Genomic DNA, 16,997 nt, shown 5'->3' on the forward strand with positions numbered 1-16,997 from the left:
CAGGTAGATCGGAGCGTCGAGTTTCTCGGCCAGCTCCGGCGCAACGGTGACGTGGTCGGTGTGGCCGTGGGTGCAGACGATTCCGATCACCTTGCGTCCACCGACAGCGTCGATGATCGGCTGCGCGGTGTGAGCTGCGTCGACGATCACCACTTCGTTGTCGTCACCGATCAGCCAGATGTTGTTGTCGACGTCCCATGTTCCGCCGTCGAGGCTGAACGTGCCCGAGGTGACGACGCGATCGACTCGCAATGTCACAGGACCACCACCGAACGGAGAACCTCGCCGCGGTGCATCGTCTCGAATGCCTTCTCGACCTCGTCGAGCTTGATGCGCTCGCTGACGAACTTCTCGAGCGGCAGACGCCCCTGCTGGTACAGGTCGACCAGAACGGGGAAGTCACGCTCGGGCAGGCAATCGCCGTACCACGACGACTTGAGGGCTCCGCCGCGCGAGAAGAAGTCCACCAGCGGCATTTCCAGCTTCATATCCGGCGTCGGAACTCCCACCAGCACTACGGTTCCCGCGAGATCGCGGGCGTAGAACGCCTGCTTCCAGGTCTCGGGACGGCCGACTGCGTCGACAACCACGTCGGCGCCGAAACCTCCGGTCAGCTCCTGGACTGCCTCGACGACGTCGTCGACCTCGGTGGCATTGATCGTGTGCGTGGCACCAAGTTCCGTGGCCCACTCCAGCTTTCGCGGATCCCGGTCGATGGCGATGATGGTATTGGCACCGGCCAGGCGTGAACCCATGATCGCTGCGTCGCCGACGCCGCCACACCCGATCACGGCCACCGAATCACCGCGTCCGACGTTGCCGGTGTTCATCGCGGCACCCATGCCGGCCATGACGCCGCAACCGAGCAGTCCGACGACAGCCGGATCGGCCGAGGCGTCGACCTTGGTGCACTGGCCTTCGTGAACGAGCGTCTTGTCTGCGAACGCGCCGATGCCGAGTGCCGGCGTCAGTTCGGTGCCGTCTTCGAGCGTCATCTTCTGCTCGGCGTTGAACGTGTCGAAGCAGTACTGCGGGCGGCCACGCTTACACGCACGACACTGCCCGCACACGGCACGCCAGTTGAGGACGACGAAGTCGCCCACCTCGACGTGAGTGACACCGGGGCCGACGCTCTCGACGATGCCCGACGCCTCGTGCCCGAGCAGGAACGGGTACTCGTCGTTGATTCCGCCGTCGCGGTAGGTCAGGTCGGTGTGGCACACACCGCACGCTGCAATGGCGACCACTACCTCGTTGGCGCCGGGATCGGGAATCGTGATGGGGACGATTTCGACGGGGGCACCCTTGGATCGGGCGATGACGCCGCGTACCTGCTGTGGCATGGCTTTGCTCCTGGCTTCGTGCGATTGAGGACGTGTCGTCACATGGCGCCGTGTTTTCACATTGCGATATGTGCACTCGTTGAAAGGTTAGCCCGAAGCAGGTGCCCGCAACCCTGGTCGAACTGACTGACCGACCTGGCCGAAAGGACTAGGGTGCGGGCTTCACGCCGGCCTCCGCGCCCGCGGCGGCCGCCGCACCCCGACTCTCGACGCCCAATTTTCGCAGGACCCCGGCAACATGAAACTTGACTGTGCTCTCACTGACGCCGAGTCGCTCCGAGATTGCCTTGTTGCGCCGTCCGGCCACCAGATGCTCGAGTACCTCGAACTCCCGCGGAGCCAGTTCCGTCAGGACGTCGCGGTTCGGTAGGGCGACGGGCGCGTCGAGCGGGATGGTTGCGCTGATCCGGTTCCCCCACCCGGGCGTCGACTCGGATTCGACGGTTCCGCCCAAAGTCTCTACCCTCGAACGCAATTGGCGTTGCACGTCAACCACGTCGGCTTCACCACCACCGTCGTCGCGAATGTCGATCGAGAGCGAAGCCGCGTCGAGCGTCCAGGCCACCCGGATACGCGAGAGCGTCTGCTGATCCGACAAGGCCAAGACCGCGCCGCGGACGACCGCGCGGGCGCCGTGCGCCACTTCACCGGGTAACCCACGCCCGTCGACGGGTGGCTCCACCAACTCCAACGCGATTTCCCGATGCTTGAGCAGCGAACGCAATTCCCCACGCATCCGCGCAAAAGCGGTGGTGGTCGACTCCTCGGCCAACTCGCGGTGCACGTCGACGGCCGAACGCAGGCCGATCAGAGCCGAGGCCGCAGTCTCCCTTGCCGAGGTTCGCGCACGTGTGTCGTCGAGATCCGCCGAGCGCAGCGTCGCCAGCATCGTCTCGAGGGTGGCCGCATGCACCTCCGTCATCTCTGCCACGGTGCGTGCACGCTCGGACGACGCTGCCCGCGACTCGGCGAGATATGCCGGACTCGCGTTCCGCACCTGGAGCTGAATTCCGGTTGCAGTCACCGCGAACAGTGCCTGGATCAATTCGAGGGATGCTGTCTTCACCGGTACGGGGTGCGGCGTCAGAACGAGAAGCGTATCGGTTCGATCAAGCATCGCGAGCACCTCACGGTCCCGGCCGGCGACAGCGCATTTTCCCCGAAAGATCTGTCCGACAGTGAGATCCGTACGGATACGGTCGAGTTCGGCGATGGTCACACGATCGACGACGGCTGGATCCCCAGCGACCTTGCGCGGCCTACCGGTGCATTCACGGGTGAAGATCACCAGGGAAGTGTGCGGCGCCATGTCCGCGATCAACGTCGAAAATCGTCGGCCGATTTCGGGTAGTGGTCCCACCAACACGTCTCGAAGGGCGGTGATCAGTAGCGCATTGTCGGTGGTGCTCACCGGTCAACGATAACCATCCGGTTCACTGGTGCAGCGTGGTCTTCATGAGCATCACGTTGTAGTCGGACCAGGTGGTGGCGAGAAAGTAGAGGTCCTGCCCCTGTGACCAGGGGTGCATGTACGCGCCGTAGAGGCCCGGAACCTCGTCGGTGCCGATCACTACGTCGGGTGCACTCCACGGGCCGGTCAGGTCCGACGCCGTCCGCAGCACCAGCGCTCCCCACTCGTTGGAGTACATCGCGACGAACTTGCCGAGATAGTCGTTGTACTGCACCGACAGTTCGCTGACATCCCCGTCGAGAACTACTGCAGCGGCAGCGGGATTGTTGGGGACCCATGCTTTTCCGTCCCAGTATTCGTACGCCGCGACGTCCGCGATGGAGGCTTCCTTGACCCGCGAGAGGCGCCCCTCGCCGAAACGTCCCGCGGGGGTACCGAAGTTGTAGACGTAACCACCGTCTTTGACAAAGGAACCCATCTGGAAGTTGTCGTTACCCGTCAACGGCAGATTGGGCCGGGACGAGGCCGGTTCGACCTGCCAGGTCTCACCGTTGTCGTGCGAGGACGCGATCTGCGAGAAGTTGGTGACCCACTCGCCCGACCCTCCCCACGAGCGAATCGACATGTAATTGACGTATTGAACGCCACCCACCGAGATACCCGTCGTCGGAATGCTGCTGGTTTCGACACCGGTGACTTTCAGACTTCCGATGATCTCGCGCGAGTGATTCGGCCGGTCGGTCGGCGAGGAGTCGATGTTCATGCCGTCGGACAGATTTCCGTCCGAGCTACGGAACAGGACGTTGCTGCGCCAGTCACCGACCACCCCGGAACACAGGGGGTCAGATCCGATGCCGACGGTGTCGCCGAAGGCTGTCAGGACCTGACCTGCGCCGTTGTCCCACATGATGCCGAGATCCGTGCCGAGAACGTTGAAACGCTCGACGGTTTGGTTGGGGCTGAGCGCGCCGGTGATGTACTCGACCGCCGAGGTGCGGCCCTGCAGTTCCGGAAGTTTCCCGTCCGTTCCGTTGAGCCAGGGAATCGGATTGGTCGGCCCACCTGATTGATCCAAGCTGCCGGTGACGTTGCAATCCCACGGGGATGCATGAGCCTGGGTCGCCCCCAAGACCGCGGTCGACGCGAGTACACACGTCACTGCAGCTATCGATATCTTCCGTATCCGGCGCATCGCTCCCCTTTCGCGGGGGAGATCCGGACTCTACGAGGTGTCTTGCTCGACCGGATCGGTTCATCCACCCACGACAACACAAGGTAACAGGTAAATCGGTCAATCAGGACAAAACGGCCTTATTCAACAGAGATCGATTTCAACCACTTCTCCATCACGGCTGCGGCAATCTCGAGCCCCTGCGACTCGGCTGCACCCAACTGCTCCATGAAGATGCGCGGACCGTCCACTCCCAACGAAGCATGCAGCGAATCGCGGTACTCGGCCAGTTCCATCCACTCGCGCGCCACCGCGGAGGACGCTTCGAGGTGAAACTGAACGGCGTAACTCTGCTTGTATCGGAAGAGTTGATTCGAATACTTGGCTGAACCAGCGAGCCGCACCGCGTCGTTCGGTATGTCGAAGGTATCCGAATGCCATTGCATTGCAAGAAATGTGGAGGGCAGATCTCCCCAGACCGGATCTTGCCGACCCTCGACAGTCAAGGTGATCTCCTCAACTCCGACTTCGGGTACCGCTCCCGTGTAGACGCGAGCACCCAGCGCTGCGGCGAGCAACTGCGAACCCAGACACACTCCCCACACCGGGACGTCGTTCTCAACCAGATCGCGAATGTATTCGATCTCGGATGCCAACCACTCGACCTCGCCCTGATCGCCGACGCCCATCGGCCCGCCCATCACGATCACGGCGTCGAACCGTCGATGTGCCGGAAGCGGGTCGGTGCCCAGAAGAACAGTCTGCACGTCTCCGTAGCTCTCCAGGACAGGCGAATACGCCGCTGGGGGTTCACACTGCGCGTGTCGTAGTTCCAGAAAATGCATGTAGGCAATTCCTCTCGAATCCGGTGCCGAAAGCCTATGGTTCTATTCGACATAAGGCACATCGACGGCGTCGGATGTGCTCTGCGCTCGAATCTCCGCTTTCATCGCCCCTTTACCGACAAGGAACGTCTGTGCGCGCACCACACCTCTTTTCGACATCGATTCGCCCGCCCTCAACTGCCGTTCGCATCGGACTCAGCGCATTCGCCTTGGCGTCACTTGCCGCGTGCTCAGGAACAAGCACCGACAGCGAGGCCGAATCAACATCCACCGCGACCACCACTGCAACCTCGACAACTCAACCCACGACGACTCGGGCTCCATTGACCACCTCGGTGATCGGTACGACGAATTCTCCACTGGCCACGACCCCAGTCGCCGCGGAAGTGACGCCCGCTGCAGCTCCCGCGATCATGCCCAACGTCGTGTGCATGAATCTTCAAGGCGCGCAGGACACCATTCAGTCGGCCGGAGTCTTCTTCTCCAGAAGTGCTGACGCAACCGGCGCGGGTCGACGCCAACTGGTCGATTCCAACTGGATTGTCGTCGATCAGACACCCTCTGCCGGAAGTCCTTTCGGGGAAATCGAAGCCGTGCTCTCGGCCGTGAAGATCGGCGAACCGAACCCTTGCTGATCGACTGAGTTTTCGAACTTCGCAATTCCGGGAACGCTGCGCCTTACTTGACAACCACCTCCGATCTCCTTCACTGTAGTCAACATTACGAGTATCCAATATATTGGATGCGAAAGGTTGGATTGCAATATGAAGGTGCAACGAATACGGCAGAGCGTCAACTCTCCGGCGGCCATGAGCGACCCCGTCATCGGAATACTCGGAGGCATGGGGCCCGCCGCTACTGCCGACTTCTACTCCAAACTCGTTGCGCTGACACCAGGTTCGACGGATCAGGAGCACCCCAAAGTTGTCATCTGGGCCGATCCCACCGTTCCCGACCGGACATTGGCACTCACCGAGAACGGCCCTGACCCCACCCCCTGGCTGATCCGCGGTGCGCGCGTTCTCCGAGAGTCGGGCGCGACGACGCTCGCCATCCCATGCAATACCGCCCACGCCTTCCTGCCCGCCATCTCGTCCCAACTGGGACTTCCCGTCGTCCACATGATCGACGAAGTCGCTCGGCACATCCGGACGCTCTCACCCGCCGTCACATCCGTCGGACTATTGGCCACCACGGGGACGGTCCGCACCGGGTTGTATCAACAATGGCTGTCGGAATACTCGATTGACGTCCTGGTGCCCGGACCTGCGATCCAGGACGAACTGGTGATGCCGGCGATCCGAGCAATCAAGAGCGGCAACGTCGGAGACGAGACCACCGACAAGCTCGTCAGGGCCGCTGATCTTCTCGTCGAATCGGGCGCGCAGGTCGTCGTGGCCGGATGCACCGAGATTCCGCTCGGACTGCCCGCCGACGCCACAACCTGTCAGATCATCGATCCGGCAACAATTCTCGCCCGCGCTCTGCTCCGGCGGGTTGCAGATGCCCGGAGACACCCTTCGATGGTCGTTTCGGGCTGACCTGCAGCAGGGAGGCTGCAGAGTACGATATCCAGTATGTTGCGTGGCGGTAAACCGGTTGAGCGAGCACGAATGAGCGACATCGCTCTCGAACGCATTCGCGAAGCGATCGTCACGGGTGAATTGGCGCCGGGCTCGAAGATCAAGGACAGCGAACTCGCCGAGTATCTGGGCTTGAGCAGAACTCCGGTCCGCGAAGCGCTCGCAAGGCTGGTCGACACCGGACTCGTGGAAGCGAAACCCGGTGCGTACACACGCATCACCACCCTCGACCGCGGCGACGTCGAGGCAACACTCGCAGTCATCGAAGCTCTCGACCAACTGGCCGTCGTCACCGCTGTACCGAATCTCACCGACGAGATGATCGGGGCGATGCGTTCGGCCAACAAGGACTTCGCTGCCGCCGTCAAGCGAAACGACATAGGCCGAGCCCTGACCGCTGACGATCGCCTACACAGCGTCATCATCGATGCTGCGGCGAATCCGCTGTTGAAGAAGCTGATTCACCAGGTTCACCCACAAATTCACCGCATCTACTACCGCAAGTTCTCGAGCCTCCTCGGGAGCCAGGACTCCGTCGATCATCACAACAGACTGATCAAGCTGTGCGCAGACCACGATGCCGAGGCGGCAGCGACGCTGTCAGCCGAACATCGACGCCATCTCGGCGGGCTGATCGGCGAACTTTTCGACGCCGACGAGTTCGCGCTCTCGGACTGACCGAGTCCGGGTACAAGTTTCGGCGCTTGCCTATATTGGTCATTGCCGATATAAATGACTGGTGCATGCATTCGACGTTCTCGGAGACCCAGTGCGGCGACGAATCATGGAACTCCTGTCCGGCGGCGAGCGCTCGGCGGGTCAGATCGCCGAAGTCGTGGCAGCGGAGTTCGGAATCTCGCAACCGACCGCGTCCGGACACCTGCGAGTACTCCGAGAAAACGGATTCGCCACCGTCCGCAGCGAAGGCACCAGGCGTCTCTATGCCGTCGAGCCCGCGCCATTGCAAGAAGTGGACCAATGGCTCGACGGATTCCGGCAGTTCTGGAGCGGCCCTCTCGACGCATTGGCCACAGAACTCGCACGCGGGAAACGACGCGGCTCGAAGCGGAGCAGATCTTCACAATCGAATTCTTCCGACGAAGGAGACTCACAATGACCGAGATCGCGAACCAGGACACCAGCCTCACCGCGGTGGAGCGGAGCATGGGTAACCGCGACATCGCAGAAGGTTCGGCTCGAACTGCCGTACTCAAGCGCCGCTACAACGCGTCGGTCGACGACGTCTGGGATGCCATCACGACCCCTGACCGCATCAACCGTTTCTTCCTTCCGGTGAGCGGAGACTTCCAGGTGGGCGGCTCGTACGCCTTCGAAGGCCAGGCAAGTGGCGAGATCCTGGCCTGCGACGCCCCACACCTGCTGCGACTGCAGTGGACACCGCCCGGCGATCGCGGATACAGCGATCAGGTCGAGATCCGGCTGACTGCAGACGGCCCCGACGCCACCTGGCTCGAGTTGGAGCACGCCTCCGTCGCCGATGTCTTCCGCAACGACCCGGACACCGGCTGCTACGGCGTCGGAACCGGCTGGGAAGGCCCACTTCACTACCTGGGCGAATACTTGCGCGGCACTCTCCCTGATGCGCCGAGCACCGAGTGGTACACCTTCGACGAAGCAGAGGAGCTTCGTCTGGCCAACTTCCGAGGGTGGGAGTGGGCAAAGATCGAGGCAGAGCACGGCGACCGATAACGCCCAATTCTTCGAAAACGGTCACAGGATGGCCGTTTGCTTTGTATCGTGACCGAGCTGGACGTATGTCCAGCAGTTTTGGTGGCTTCCTTTCGTGCCACACCTGCTTCGGTCCACGAGAAGAGAGCTCCACATGGCGCCACAACCCGTAGTCGACAACGCGGCCACGACGCGACGAACGCACATCATCCGGACAGTTCTCGCTGTCCTCGTCATCGCACCGCTGTCGATTGCGGCGTTCTACATGTGGGCACTGTGGGATCCGGGCGACACGGTCAACCGCTTGCCCGTCGCCATCGTCAACGCCGATGCGGGCACAGAACTCGACGGAACACGTCTGCAAGCCGGCGATGAAGTTGTTGCCGCGCTCGTCGAGAGCGGAGACGTTGCATGGAAGGTCGTCTCGGAACAGGAAGCCGCCGACGGCGTCAACGACGGCACCTATTACTTCTCGGTCGTCATTCCGAAAACTTTCAGCGCGGATGTGGCCAGTGCCGCATCAGGTTCGGGCCGCAAGGCCGAACTCGACGTCTTGTACAACGACTACAACAGTCTGGTCGCCGGCCCGGTCGGTGAAAGCATCATCGCTCAAGTGCGCTCGGCGGTCTCCGAGTCGATCGGCGAGCAGTCCATCGACCAGGTGCTGGTCGGGTTGAGTGAACTCGGAACAGGATTCGGTGAAGCAGCAGCAGGAGCGCAACAGCTGTCCGACGGATCCTCCGAAGCGCTTGCCGGAACCAACGAGCTCTACGCTGGAAGCAAGGAACTCGCCACCGGCATGGGCGAAGCAAATCAGGGCGGCAAGGAGCTGGCCGCCGGAGCCGGCGAGCTGGCTGCCGGAGCTGGCGAAGCTGCTGCAGGCTCGGGCGAGCTGAGCAGCGGACTCAACCAGTTGGTCGGGGGCACCGACGAACTCGGCGCAGGCGCCCGACAGATCAGCGAAGTGGTCGACATGGTCACCACCCCGGTACTCGACCTCGCGGGGTCCTCGGACGCCGTCGTCGGTCAGATCGACGCCCTCACGTCGATGCTTCGAAACTCGGCCGATCCGGTCTCCGCCGGACTCGTCGAAGCCCTGGGTGGACTGCGGGCTTCCCTGACTGCACAACCGTCGGACGACGACGTGATCGGTCAGCTCGGTCAGCTTCGCGACGGCGCGCGGGAAATCTCGCGGCAGCTCACTGATCCGAGCAGCGACTACCGTGGTGGGCTCCTTGCCGCCGCGGCCGGTGCAGGTGAACTCAACACCGGCCTGGGCCAACTGTCCGACGGCGCAGGCCAACTCGCTACCGGTGCACAGGAACTCTCCACCGGGCTGGGGCAGTTGGACACTGGAAGTATTGCGCTCCGTGACGGTCTCGGGCAGCTATCGGCCGGCGTCGGCGAGCTCGACGCGGGCAGCGCGCAACTCGCCACCGGTTTGTCCGACGGTGCCGCCCAGGTACCGCAGTTCACGGACGACGAGCGCGCCACCACGGCCAATCTCCTCTCTTCCCCGGTTGCCGTCGACGCGCGGAACAACTATCCCGCAGCCGGTTTCGGGCCGGGAGCCGTACCTGCCGTGATCTCGGTGGCACTGTTCCTGTGCGGAATTCTCACGTGGTTCGTCGTCCGCCCACGACGCGGACGTTCACTGAACTCGCACACCAGCGTGGTACGTGAGGGGCTGCGCCGCTACCGCATTCCCGCCCTGGTCACCTTGGTCGCGGCGCTCGTGTTGTCGGTGGTGTCACTGACCGTGGCAAACGTCGAACCACCTAGTGTTCTGGCGATGATCGCAGTGATGATCCTGGTGGGTGCCGCCGCGGTCAGCTCGGGCAGGCTCTTCACCGTTGTGTTCGGTGCCGTCAACGGAACCTTCATCGCTCTGGGCGCCTTGATGATTCAGATCTTCGCCTTCGGCGCGGTATACCCCATCGAACAGATGCCGACGGTTCTGCAGTGGCTGCACGCTCTGATGCCACTCACGTGGGCGCGCAACGCCATGCGCATGGTCCTTGTCGGATACTACGGCCCGAAATTCTGGGTGGCGGTAATCGCTCTGGCTGCCTTGGTGATCGGAGCCGTCCTGTTCACCATCTGGTGGCGCCGCCGACAAGAACCGCCGACCGACGCCGATGACGACGCGCCGATCACCGAGGAGATCGTGTACCTCCAGCAAACGCAAGCGTGAGCCGGATCAGCGAACGAGCGTCGTACGCATCAACATGACGTTGTAGTCGGCCCACGTGGTGGCAAGGAAGTACAGATCCGAACCACTGGACCACGGGTGGATGTATGCGGCGTAAATACCGGGAACCTCGACCAGATTGACCAGTGTCTCCGGTGCCGTCCACGGACCGACCGGACTGGGAGCGGTTCGCATCACGATCGAACTGAACGCGTCGGCGTACATCGCCACGAACTTGCCGAGGAACTCGTTGTACTGAACGGAGACCTCACCGATGCGGCCGTCCATGACGGGTACGGCCGCAGCGGGATCGGCAAGGATCCAGCCGTTTCCGTTCCAGTACTCGTAGGCGGAAAGATCGAGGATCGCCCCCTCTGGCACGCGAGAAAGTCGAACCTCGCCGGATCGTCCCGCGGGGGTTCCGTAGTTGTAGACGAACCCGCCGTCCTTCACCATCGAGCTCATCTGGAAGTTCTCGCTACCGGCGACGGGGGCGACACCCGCGGGAAGAACCCCACCGATGTTGGGGCGCAAAGTTTCCGGACGAGTGGTCCACGTTTCGCCGTTGTCTGAGGAGGTGGCAATCTGCGAGTAGTTCGTGCTCCACTGCCCGGCCTCGCCCCAGTTACGCACCGACATGTAGCTCAGATACTGCACACCGTTCACTGCGATGCCGCTCGTGGGGATGCTGGAGGCCTCGACACCCGGAATCTTCAGACCGGAAATGATCTCACGCGCCTGAGCTGTGCCGTCCATCGGCGCACTGTCGATGCGCATACCGTCGGCGAGTACCCGATCCGAGCTGCGGAAGAGTACATTGCTTCGCCACTCGCCCACCAAACCGTCGCAGCCGGGGTTACGACTGAGCCCGGTGGTATCGCCGAAAGCGGTCAGAATCTGCCCCGCACCGTTGTCCCACATGATGCCCAGGTCGGTACCCAGGACATTGAAGCGATCAACGGTCTTGTTTGGACTGTATGTCCCGGTGACCTTTTCGATCGCGGTAGTACGACCGGATAGACCTGGCAACCCTCCGGTGTTGCCGTTGAGCCACGGCGCCGCATTGGCCGGACCACCGCTACTACCGACGCCACTGACTCCGACGCAGCCCGGCGCAGCCATCGCCGGCGAAGCCACCGCCGTGACGGCAGCAGCTGCCAGAGCAGCAACTACCCCGAACACCCCCAACGATCTCCCCGCGCGAAACATGACTCCCCCAAGGCCGGGATTGTTGGTGTTGTCGTCGTCGTTCCCCCCGAACCTCGGACAATCTAGCAACTGCAGTCACAGATAACCCAATCAGACAAAGACGCGAAAAGGCCTGAAAGTCATAGTAGTTCAGACTTTCAGGCCTTTTCGGACAGAGAAGATCAGTCAGTAGGTCAGCGCGCTCCGCTCGCACCGCCGTCGAGTGGAATCACCGCGCCGGTCAGATAAGCCCCGGCACGTGAAGCCAGGAAAATGGCAAGACCTGCAGCATCCTGGGGAGTTCCGACCCTGCCCAACGGGACCGAGTCCGCCACAGCCTTTGCACTCTGTTCGTCCTCGAGGAGGAATGCCATCATCTTCGACGGGAACGGGCCCGGCGCAATGGCATTGACCGTGATCTGTTCCCCCGCAAGCGTTGCCGCGAGCTTGCGCGTCAACATGTGCACCGCAGCCTTACTGGCTCCGTACGAGAAGTTCTCCGAACCCGACACCACGAGTCCGTCGATCGATCCGATATTGATCACGCGCGCGGGATCTTCCGCCGTGGCTGCAGACCGCAACTGCGGCAACAGCTTCTGCGTCAGTAGGAAGATTGCCTTGACATTGATGTCGAAAATCTTGTCGAAGCCTGCGGCCGGAAAATCGTCGACGGGAGCTCCCCACGTGGCACCGGCGTTGTTGACCAGTACGTCGAGCGTCGGCGAAATCTCGGCGACCTTCGCAGCGAGGCTCTCGACCCCCTCGTCCGTGGACAGATCGGCCGGATGCGAAATGCAGGTGCCGAACTCCGAAAGCTCTCGCGCGGCTTCGTCACAGGCTTCGGCCTTTCGGGCCGAAATGACGACCGTCGCTCCGCCTTCGACAAACCCGCGAGCGATCATGTATCCGATGCCGCGTGATCCACCGGTGACCACAACGGTCTTGCCACTGACGTCGAACAGTCCCTCGATCAAGCTCATGCGACCTCGAAAAGCCCGGCAGCACCCATACCGCCGCCGATGCACATGGTCACCACCACGAGCTTGGCTCCGCGCCGTTTTCCTTCAAGAAGAGCATGGCCGACCAGACGAGCCCCCGTCATTCCGTACGGATGGCCGACGGAGATACCGCCGCCGTCGACGTTGTACTTCTCGGGATCGATCCCGAGCTTGTCGCGGCAGTACAGGGCCTGAGAGGCGAAGGCCTCGTTGAGTTCCCAGAGATCGATGTCGTCGACCTTCAGGCCGTGAAGATCCAGCAGACGCGGAATCGCGAACACCGGTCCGATGCCCATCTCGTCGGGAGCGCAACCCGCGACAGCCATGCCACGGTAGATACCGAGAGGCGCCAACCCGCGGCGTTGCGCCTCGCCTGCCTCCATCAGCACCGACGCCGAAGCGCCGTCGGAGAGCTGAGACGAGTTGCCCGCAGTGATGGACGAATGAGCACTGACAGTCCCGTCGGCCAGAACCGGTCGCAGACTCGACAGCCCTTCCAACGTGGTGGAAGCGCGGTTGCCTTCGTCGCGGGTCTGCGTCACGGACTCGCTGCGGATCTCACCCGTCTCCTTGTCCTGCACCTGCTTGATCGAGGGCAGCGGGACGATCTCGAGATCGAACCGACCTGCGTCCTGGGCCGCTGCGGTCCGCTGCTGGGAGATGAGCGCGAACTCGTCCTGCTGCTCGCGGGTGACTCCGTAGCGCTCGGCGACGATCTCGGCCGTGTGCAGCATCGGCATGTAGATCGACGGCTTGTTTTCCTTCAGCCACGGATCAGCCGCGCGGAAGTTGTTCATGTGATCGTTCTGGACCAACGAGATCGATTCGACTCCGCCGCCGACCGCGATCTGCATTCCGTCGTCCACGATCTGCTTTGCTGCGGTCGCGATGGCCATGAGCCCGGACGAGCACTGACGATCGATCGTCATTCCGGACACCGAGTCCGGAAGCCCGGCCCGCAGTACCGCTTGCCGCGCGACGTTGCCGCCGGAAGAGCCCTGCTGCAGCGCGGCGCCGAGGATGACGTCCTCGACCTCGCCGCCCTCGAGGCCCGCGCGCTGAACTGCATTCGAAATGGCATGTGCAGCAAGCTCTTGAGCCTGAGTGTTGTTGAACGCGCCGCGGTACGCCTTACCGATCGGGGTACGGGCGGTGGAAACGATGACAGCTTGCCTCATCGGGGAATCCTTTCGTCGAACACGAAGTGCTGTGCGCCTTTATTAACCGCCGGGGGTTAATAAAGGCGCACAGCAAGAATCAGGGCTGGAACACGACGCGACCGACAGTGGTGCCGTCGCCGAGGCGACCGATACCGTCGGCAACGTCCGTCAACGACAACCGCTCACTGATCAGTGGTTTGACCAAGCCGGCATCGGCGAGCCTGGTGAGCTCGACGTGGCAGTCGTCGATGGCCTGCTGGTTGTAGGCCTTGTACAGCCCCCAGTGCAGTCCGATGATCGAATAGTTTTTGATGAGAGCGTGATTGAGTGCCGGCTGCGGGATCGTGCCACCGGCGAAGCCGATGATGACGATCCGTCCCTCGAAGGCGATGCACTTGGTGGACTTCGCGTATGCGTCGCCGCCGACCGGATCGAAGACCACGTCGGCGCCCTTGCCGCCGGTGAACTCCTTGACCGCTGCCACGAAGTCCTCACTGTGACGGTCTACGACGAGGTCTGCGCCGAGCTTGCGCGCGTACTCGGCCTTGTCCGGGCCGCCGACGACACCGATCACCTTGGCGCCTGCCGCCTTGCCGAGTTGCACTGCCGCACTACCGACACCACCCGCAGCAGCGTGGACCAACAACGTCTCACCCTCGAGCAGTTGGGTGCGGCGATGCAGAGCGAACCACGCTGTCTGATAGCCGATGCTCAGAGCGGATGCTTCCGCGTCGTCGAGAGCCGACGGCGCCGGGAACGTGTTGTTCTGATCCAGTACCGAGTACTCGGCGAATCCGCCGGACGGCAGACTCGGATTACCGATCACCCGGTCCCCCACTGCGAATTTGGTCACCGATTCACCGACCGAGACCACTTCACCACACAGTTCGACACCGGGTGTGAAGGGCAGCGGCGGCTTGATCTGGTACTCACCCCGGCACATGAGGACGTCGGGGAAGTTGGCCGGAGCCGCCAGCACCTTGACCAACATCTCCGTCGCATTCGGGGTGGGATCCGCGGTCTCCTCCAACGCGAGCACATCGCGGGGTTGACCGAGTTCGTTGACGCGCCAAGCCTTCACAGCAATTCTCCAGACAGATAGTGGGTGAGTTTCAGGACGAGATCGGGAGGTCGACCAACTCGGCGAGGCGTCCCCGATGCTGATACGCGGTTCCCAGCGACAGCTGATCGCTCTTCGCCCGTTTGAGGTACAGGTGCGCCGGATACTCCCACGTCATTCCGATACCACCATGAAGTTGGACGCACTCCTCCGCAGCATGAACCGCGACGCCGCTGCAGAATGCCTGGGCCACCGTCGCTGCGATCGCCGCATCGACGTCGCCGCGTGCATAGGTGTCCGCCGCATATCGTGCTGCCGCTCCCGAAGAGCTGACTTCGAGCCAGAGATCGGCGAGGCGGTGCTTGATCGCCTGGTACGAACCGATCGCCCGGCCGAACTGCTTGCGCTCCTTCACATACGCGAGAGTCGTTTCGAGGCACCACTGAGCTACAGCGAACTGTTCGGACGCCAGCAGTGCGCTTCCGCAGAGCAACGCTTCCTCAACCGCTTGCGCCGCGTTGCCGCTGTCGACACGGACCGACGACGACCCCGAGAACTCGACGTCCGCCAATCGGCGCGTCATGTCCAGGGACAGAACCGGCGTGACGGTGGCGTCGGCGATCCGAACGGTGTGCAGCTCCAGACCGCTCTCACCGGCAACCGGAACAACAAGAACATCGGACTCGGCGACGCCGGCAACCGTCGTGACGCTGCCGACGAGTCCACTCGCCGTTGCCTTGACAGTGGGTGTGAAAGTTCCTGGTGCAGTGGACAACGGGACGATCAGAGCAGCCGTCGAATCCCCCGCCGCCAATTGACCGAGCACCTCGGTCTCGCCGGCCTTCAGCAACGCCGTGGTCGCCAGCACAGCGCTGGTGAAGAACGGAACGGGAGCGACCGCACGTCCGATCTCCTCCATCACGACCGCCGCCTCACGCGTCGACGCACCTGCCCCGCCCAGTTCTTCGGGTACCAGCAGTCCCGCCAAACCGAGTTCCGACGCCAGCGACTTCCACAGCCCGGTGAAGTCGGCGGACACGTCGTCGTACGCCGTGACCACGGTGTCGGCACCGGCACGCTCGCTCAGCAGTCGTCTGACGCTGGCTCGCAGATCTTGTTCGGTCTCGGAGTACAACAGATCGGCGCTCATCGGGGTAAGTCCTTCCATGCGATGTCCTTGTCGACGCGATGCTCGGGCGGCAACCCGAGTACACGTTCTGCGATGACGTTGCGCAGGATCTCCGACGTTCCGCCCTCGATCGAATTGCCCTTGGCTCGCAGGTACCGGTATCCGGGTTCACGCCCGGTGAAGTCGACGGAATCCGGTCGACGCAGCGTCCAGTCGTCGTAGCGCAGACCGGCTTCGCCGTGCAGCTCGAGGTCGAAACCCGAAATCTGCTGAGCCAAACCGGCAAACGCGAGCTTCATTCCCGAGCCTTCGGGGCCGGGCTGGCCGGCGGCGAGCTGCTGGCGCAGTCGCTCACCGGTCAGACGCGCAACTTCGGATTCGGTCCAGAGCCGCATCAACTCGTCGTGCATCGCCGGATTACGCAGCTCGGGCTCGTCACGCCAGGCCTGAGCGACCTTTCCGATCATGCCTCCCTCACGCGGTGCGCCCGAACCGATGGCAACACGCTCGTTGTTCAGGGTGGTGGTCGCAACCTTCCACCCCTGGCCTTCGGCTCCGAGGCGATTGGCGTCCGGAATCCTGACGTCCGTGAGGAATACCTCGTTGAATTCGGCCTCGCCGGTGATCTGACGCAGCGGCCGGACATCGACGCCCGGATCGGTCATGTCGCAGATGAAGTAGCTCAGACCCGCATGCTTGGAACGTGACGGATCGGTCCTGGCCACGAGAATCGCCAGCTGCGCATTCTGCGCGCCCGACGTCCATACCTTCTGCCCGTTGACTATCCAGTCGCCGCCGTCGCGGACGGCGCGGGTAGCGACGGCCGCGAGGTCCGAACCTGCGCCCGGTTCACTGAACAGCTGGCAGTAGACCGTCTCCGCAGTCCACAACGGGCGCAGGAACTTCTGCTTCTGCTCCTCGGTGCCGAAGGCAGCGATGGTCGGTGCCGCCATGCCCAGTCCGATCCCGTTCTTGCCGGTGGCCGGGCCCGGTGCACCGGCGGCCTCCAGCTGAGCGTTCACCTGACGCTGAAAGCTCTGCGGTACACCGAGTCCCCCATGACCTTCGGGGAAATGAACCCACGCCAGTCCGGCGTCGAATCGTGCGCCGAGGAAATCCGATACCGACACGCTGTTCGGATCGTTCTCCGCGAGAAGCGTGTTCACCTTTTCGGTGAGATCACGCGATACTGCCTCTTCGTCGAAAGCCATGCCCATTCCTTCGGTTCG

General features: G+C 62.9%; 17 protein-coding genes. 6 read left to right on the forward strand and 11 right to left on the reverse strand.

Going from position 1 to position 16,997, the window contains the following annotated elements; genetic code table 11:
• The 5 genes from ACYP01_RS14585 to ACYP01_RS14605 all read right to left on the reverse strand — a co-directional run.
• On the reverse strand, window positions 1-258 hold a 258-nt coding region (locus ACYP01_RS14585), incomplete at its 3' end, for an MBL fold metallo-hydrolase (RefSeq protein ID WP_459680758.1).
• On the reverse strand, window positions 255-1,343 hold the full coding sequence (locus tag ACYP01_RS14590; protein ID WP_007730860.1) for an S-(hydroxymethyl)mycothiol dehydrogenase: 1,089 nt from the start codon (window positions 1,341-1,343) through the stop codon (window positions 255-257). The genes ACYP01_RS14590 and ACYP01_RS14585, both read right to left, overlap by 4 nt.
• A 148-nt stretch (window positions 1,344-1,491) precedes the next feature.
• On the reverse strand, window positions 1,492-2,754 hold the full coding sequence (locus ACYP01_RS14595) for a helix-turn-helix transcriptional regulator (protein ID WP_459680760.1): 1,263 nt from the start codon (window positions 2,752-2,754) through the stop codon (window positions 1,492-1,494).
• Window positions 2,755-2,776: 22 nt separating this feature from the next.
• Complete coding sequence (locus tag ACYP01_RS14600) at window positions 2,777-3,946, reverse strand: DUF4185 domain-containing protein (RefSeq protein WP_459680762.1); 1,170 nt, start codon at window positions 3,944-3,946, stop codon at window positions 2,777-2,779.
• Between the two features lie 119 nt (window positions 3,947-4,065).
• A complete protein-coding gene (locus ACYP01_RS14605; protein WP_459680764.1) occupies window positions 4,066-4,692 on the reverse strand; it encodes a type 1 glutamine amidotransferase in 627 nt (208 codons plus the stop codon).
• A gap of 209 nt (window positions 4,693-4,901) precedes the next feature.
• On the opposite strand from ACYP01_RS14605, the gene ACYP01_RS14610 reads away from it, so the two are divergent.
• The 6 genes from ACYP01_RS14610 to ACYP01_RS14635 all read left to right on the forward strand — a co-directional run bounded on the left by ACYP01_RS14610 (window position 4,902) and on the right by ACYP01_RS14635 (window position 10,236).
• Window positions 4,902-5,405, forward strand: coding sequence for a hypothetical protein (locus ACYP01_RS14610; RefSeq protein WP_459680766.1), 504 nt, complete (start codon window positions 4,902-4,904; stop codon window positions 5,403-5,405).
• Window positions 5,406-5,534: 129 nt separating this feature from the next.
• Window positions 5,535-6,311, forward strand: a complete 777-nt coding sequence (gene cuyB, locus ACYP01_RS14615) for a cysteate racemase (RefSeq protein ID WP_235808427.1) — start codon at window positions 5,535-5,537, stop codon at window positions 6,309-6,311.
• A 36-nt stretch (window positions 6,312-6,347) separates the two neighbouring features.
• Entirely contained in the window at window positions 6,348-7,031 is a 684-nt protein-coding gene (locus ACYP01_RS14620) for a GntR family transcriptional regulator (protein WP_003942830.1), read from the forward strand.
• A 61-nt stretch (window positions 7,032-7,092) separates the two neighbouring features.
• Window positions 7,093-7,470, forward strand: coding sequence for an ArsR/SmtB family transcription factor (locus ACYP01_RS14625; RefSeq protein ID WP_003942971.1), 378 nt, complete (start codon window positions 7,093-7,095; stop codon window positions 7,468-7,470).
• Window positions 7,467-8,063 carry an SRPBCC domain-containing protein gene (locus ACYP01_RS14630; protein WP_042446276.1) on the forward strand — a complete coding sequence of 199 codons (597 nt, stop codon included), beginning with the start codon at window positions 7,467-7,469 and terminating at the stop codon, window positions 8,061-8,063. The genes ACYP01_RS14625 and ACYP01_RS14630 overlap by 4 nt, the downstream gene beginning before the upstream one ends.
• 133 nt (window positions 8,064-8,196) lie before the next feature.
• Complete coding sequence (locus ACYP01_RS14635) at window positions 8,197-10,236, forward strand: YhgE/Pip family protein (protein WP_459680771.1); 2,040 nt, start codon at window positions 8,197-8,199, stop codon at window positions 10,234-10,236.
• A 6-nt stretch (window positions 10,237-10,242) separates the two neighbouring features.
• Here the strand turns inward: ACYP01_RS14635 and ACYP01_RS14640 are convergent, their stop codons facing one another.
• The 6 genes from ACYP01_RS14640 to ACYP01_RS14665 form a co-directional block, all read right to left on the reverse strand.
• Entirely contained in the window at window positions 10,243-11,442 is a 1,200-nt protein-coding gene (locus ACYP01_RS14640) for a DUF4185 domain-containing protein (RefSeq protein WP_064113694.1), read from the reverse strand.
• A 173-nt stretch (window positions 11,443-11,615) separates the two neighbouring features.
• Window positions 11,616-12,401: a RhlG family 3-oxoacyl-ACP reductase gene (locus ACYP01_RS14645; RefSeq protein ID WP_007730838.1), complete on the reverse strand. Its 786-nt coding sequence runs from the start codon at window positions 12,399-12,401 to the stop codon at window positions 11,616-11,618.
• Window positions 12,398-13,597 carry an acetyl-CoA C-acyltransferase gene (locus ACYP01_RS14650; RefSeq protein ID WP_459680775.1) on the reverse strand — a complete coding sequence of 400 codons (1,200 nt, stop codon included), beginning with the start codon at window positions 13,595-13,597 and terminating at the stop codon, window positions 12,398-12,400. The genes ACYP01_RS14645 and ACYP01_RS14650 overlap by 4 nt, the downstream gene beginning before the upstream one ends.
• Window positions 13,598-13,676: 79 nt before the next feature.
• A complete protein-coding gene (locus ACYP01_RS14655) occupies window positions 13,677-14,660 on the reverse strand; it encodes an NADPH:quinone oxidoreductase family protein (RefSeq protein WP_003943088.1) in 984 nt (327 codons plus the stop codon).
• A 31-nt stretch (window positions 14,661-14,691) separates the two neighbouring features.
• A complete protein-coding gene (locus tag ACYP01_RS14660) occupies window positions 14,692-15,789 on the reverse strand; it encodes an acyl-CoA dehydrogenase family protein (RefSeq protein ID WP_192712777.1) in 1,098 nt (365 codons plus the stop codon).
• Window positions 15,786-16,979, reverse strand: a complete 1,194-nt coding sequence (locus tag ACYP01_RS14665) for an acyl-CoA dehydrogenase family protein (RefSeq protein ID WP_065455054.1) — start codon at window positions 16,977-16,979, stop codon at window positions 15,786-15,788. Before ACYP01_RS14665 ends, ACYP01_RS14660 begins: the two co-directional genes overlap by 4 nt.
• Window positions 16,980-16,997 lie beyond the last annotated feature (18 nt).

The sequence above is a fragment of the Rhodococcus sp. no. 34 genome, from assembly GCF_054589475.1.

Bases quoted from the DNA above. Each gene is read 5' to 3' on its own strand.
- ACYP01_RS14635 (WP_459680771.1), top strand. From the start codon at position 8,197: ATGGCGCCACAACCCGTAGTCGACAACGCGGCCACGACGCGACGAACG.
- ACYP01_RS14620 (WP_003942830.1), top strand. From the start codon at position 6,348: ATGTTGCGTGGCGGTAAACCGGTTGAGCGAGCACGAATGAGCGACATC.
- ACYP01_RS14650 (WP_459680775.1), bottom strand. From the start codon at position 13,597: ATGAGGCAAGCTGTCATCGTTTCCACCGCCCGTACCCCGATCGGTAAG.
- ACYP01_RS14630 (WP_042446276.1), top strand. From the start codon at position 7,467: ATGACCGAGATCGCGAACCAGGACACCAGCCTCACCGCGGTGGAGCGG.
- cuyB (WP_235808427.1), top strand. From the start codon at position 5,535: ATGAAGGTGCAACGAATACGGCAGAGCGTCAACTCTCCGGCGGCCATG.
- ACYP01_RS14665 (WP_065455054.1), bottom strand. From the start codon at position 16,979: ATGGCTTTCGACGAAGAGGCAGTATCGCGTGATCTCACCGAAAAGGTG.
- ACYP01_RS14640 (WP_064113694.1), bottom strand. From the start codon at position 11,442: ATGTTTCGCGCGGGGAGATCGTTGGGGGTGTTCGGGGTAGTTGCTGCT.
- ACYP01_RS14590 (WP_007730860.1), bottom strand. From the start codon at position 1,343: ATGCCACAGCAGGTACGCGGCGTCATCGCCCGATCCAAGGGTGCCCCC.
- ACYP01_RS14660 (WP_192712777.1), bottom strand. From the start codon at position 15,789: ATGAGCGCCGATCTGTTGTACTCCGAGACCGAACAAGATCTGCGAGCC.
- ACYP01_RS14600 (WP_459680762.1), bottom strand. From the start codon at position 3,946: ATGCGCCGGATACGGAAGATATCGATAGCTGCAGTGACGTGTGTACTC.
- ACYP01_RS14645 (WP_007730838.1), bottom strand. From the start codon at position 12,401: ATGAGCTTGATCGAGGGACTGTTCGACGTCAGTGGCAAGACCGTTGTG.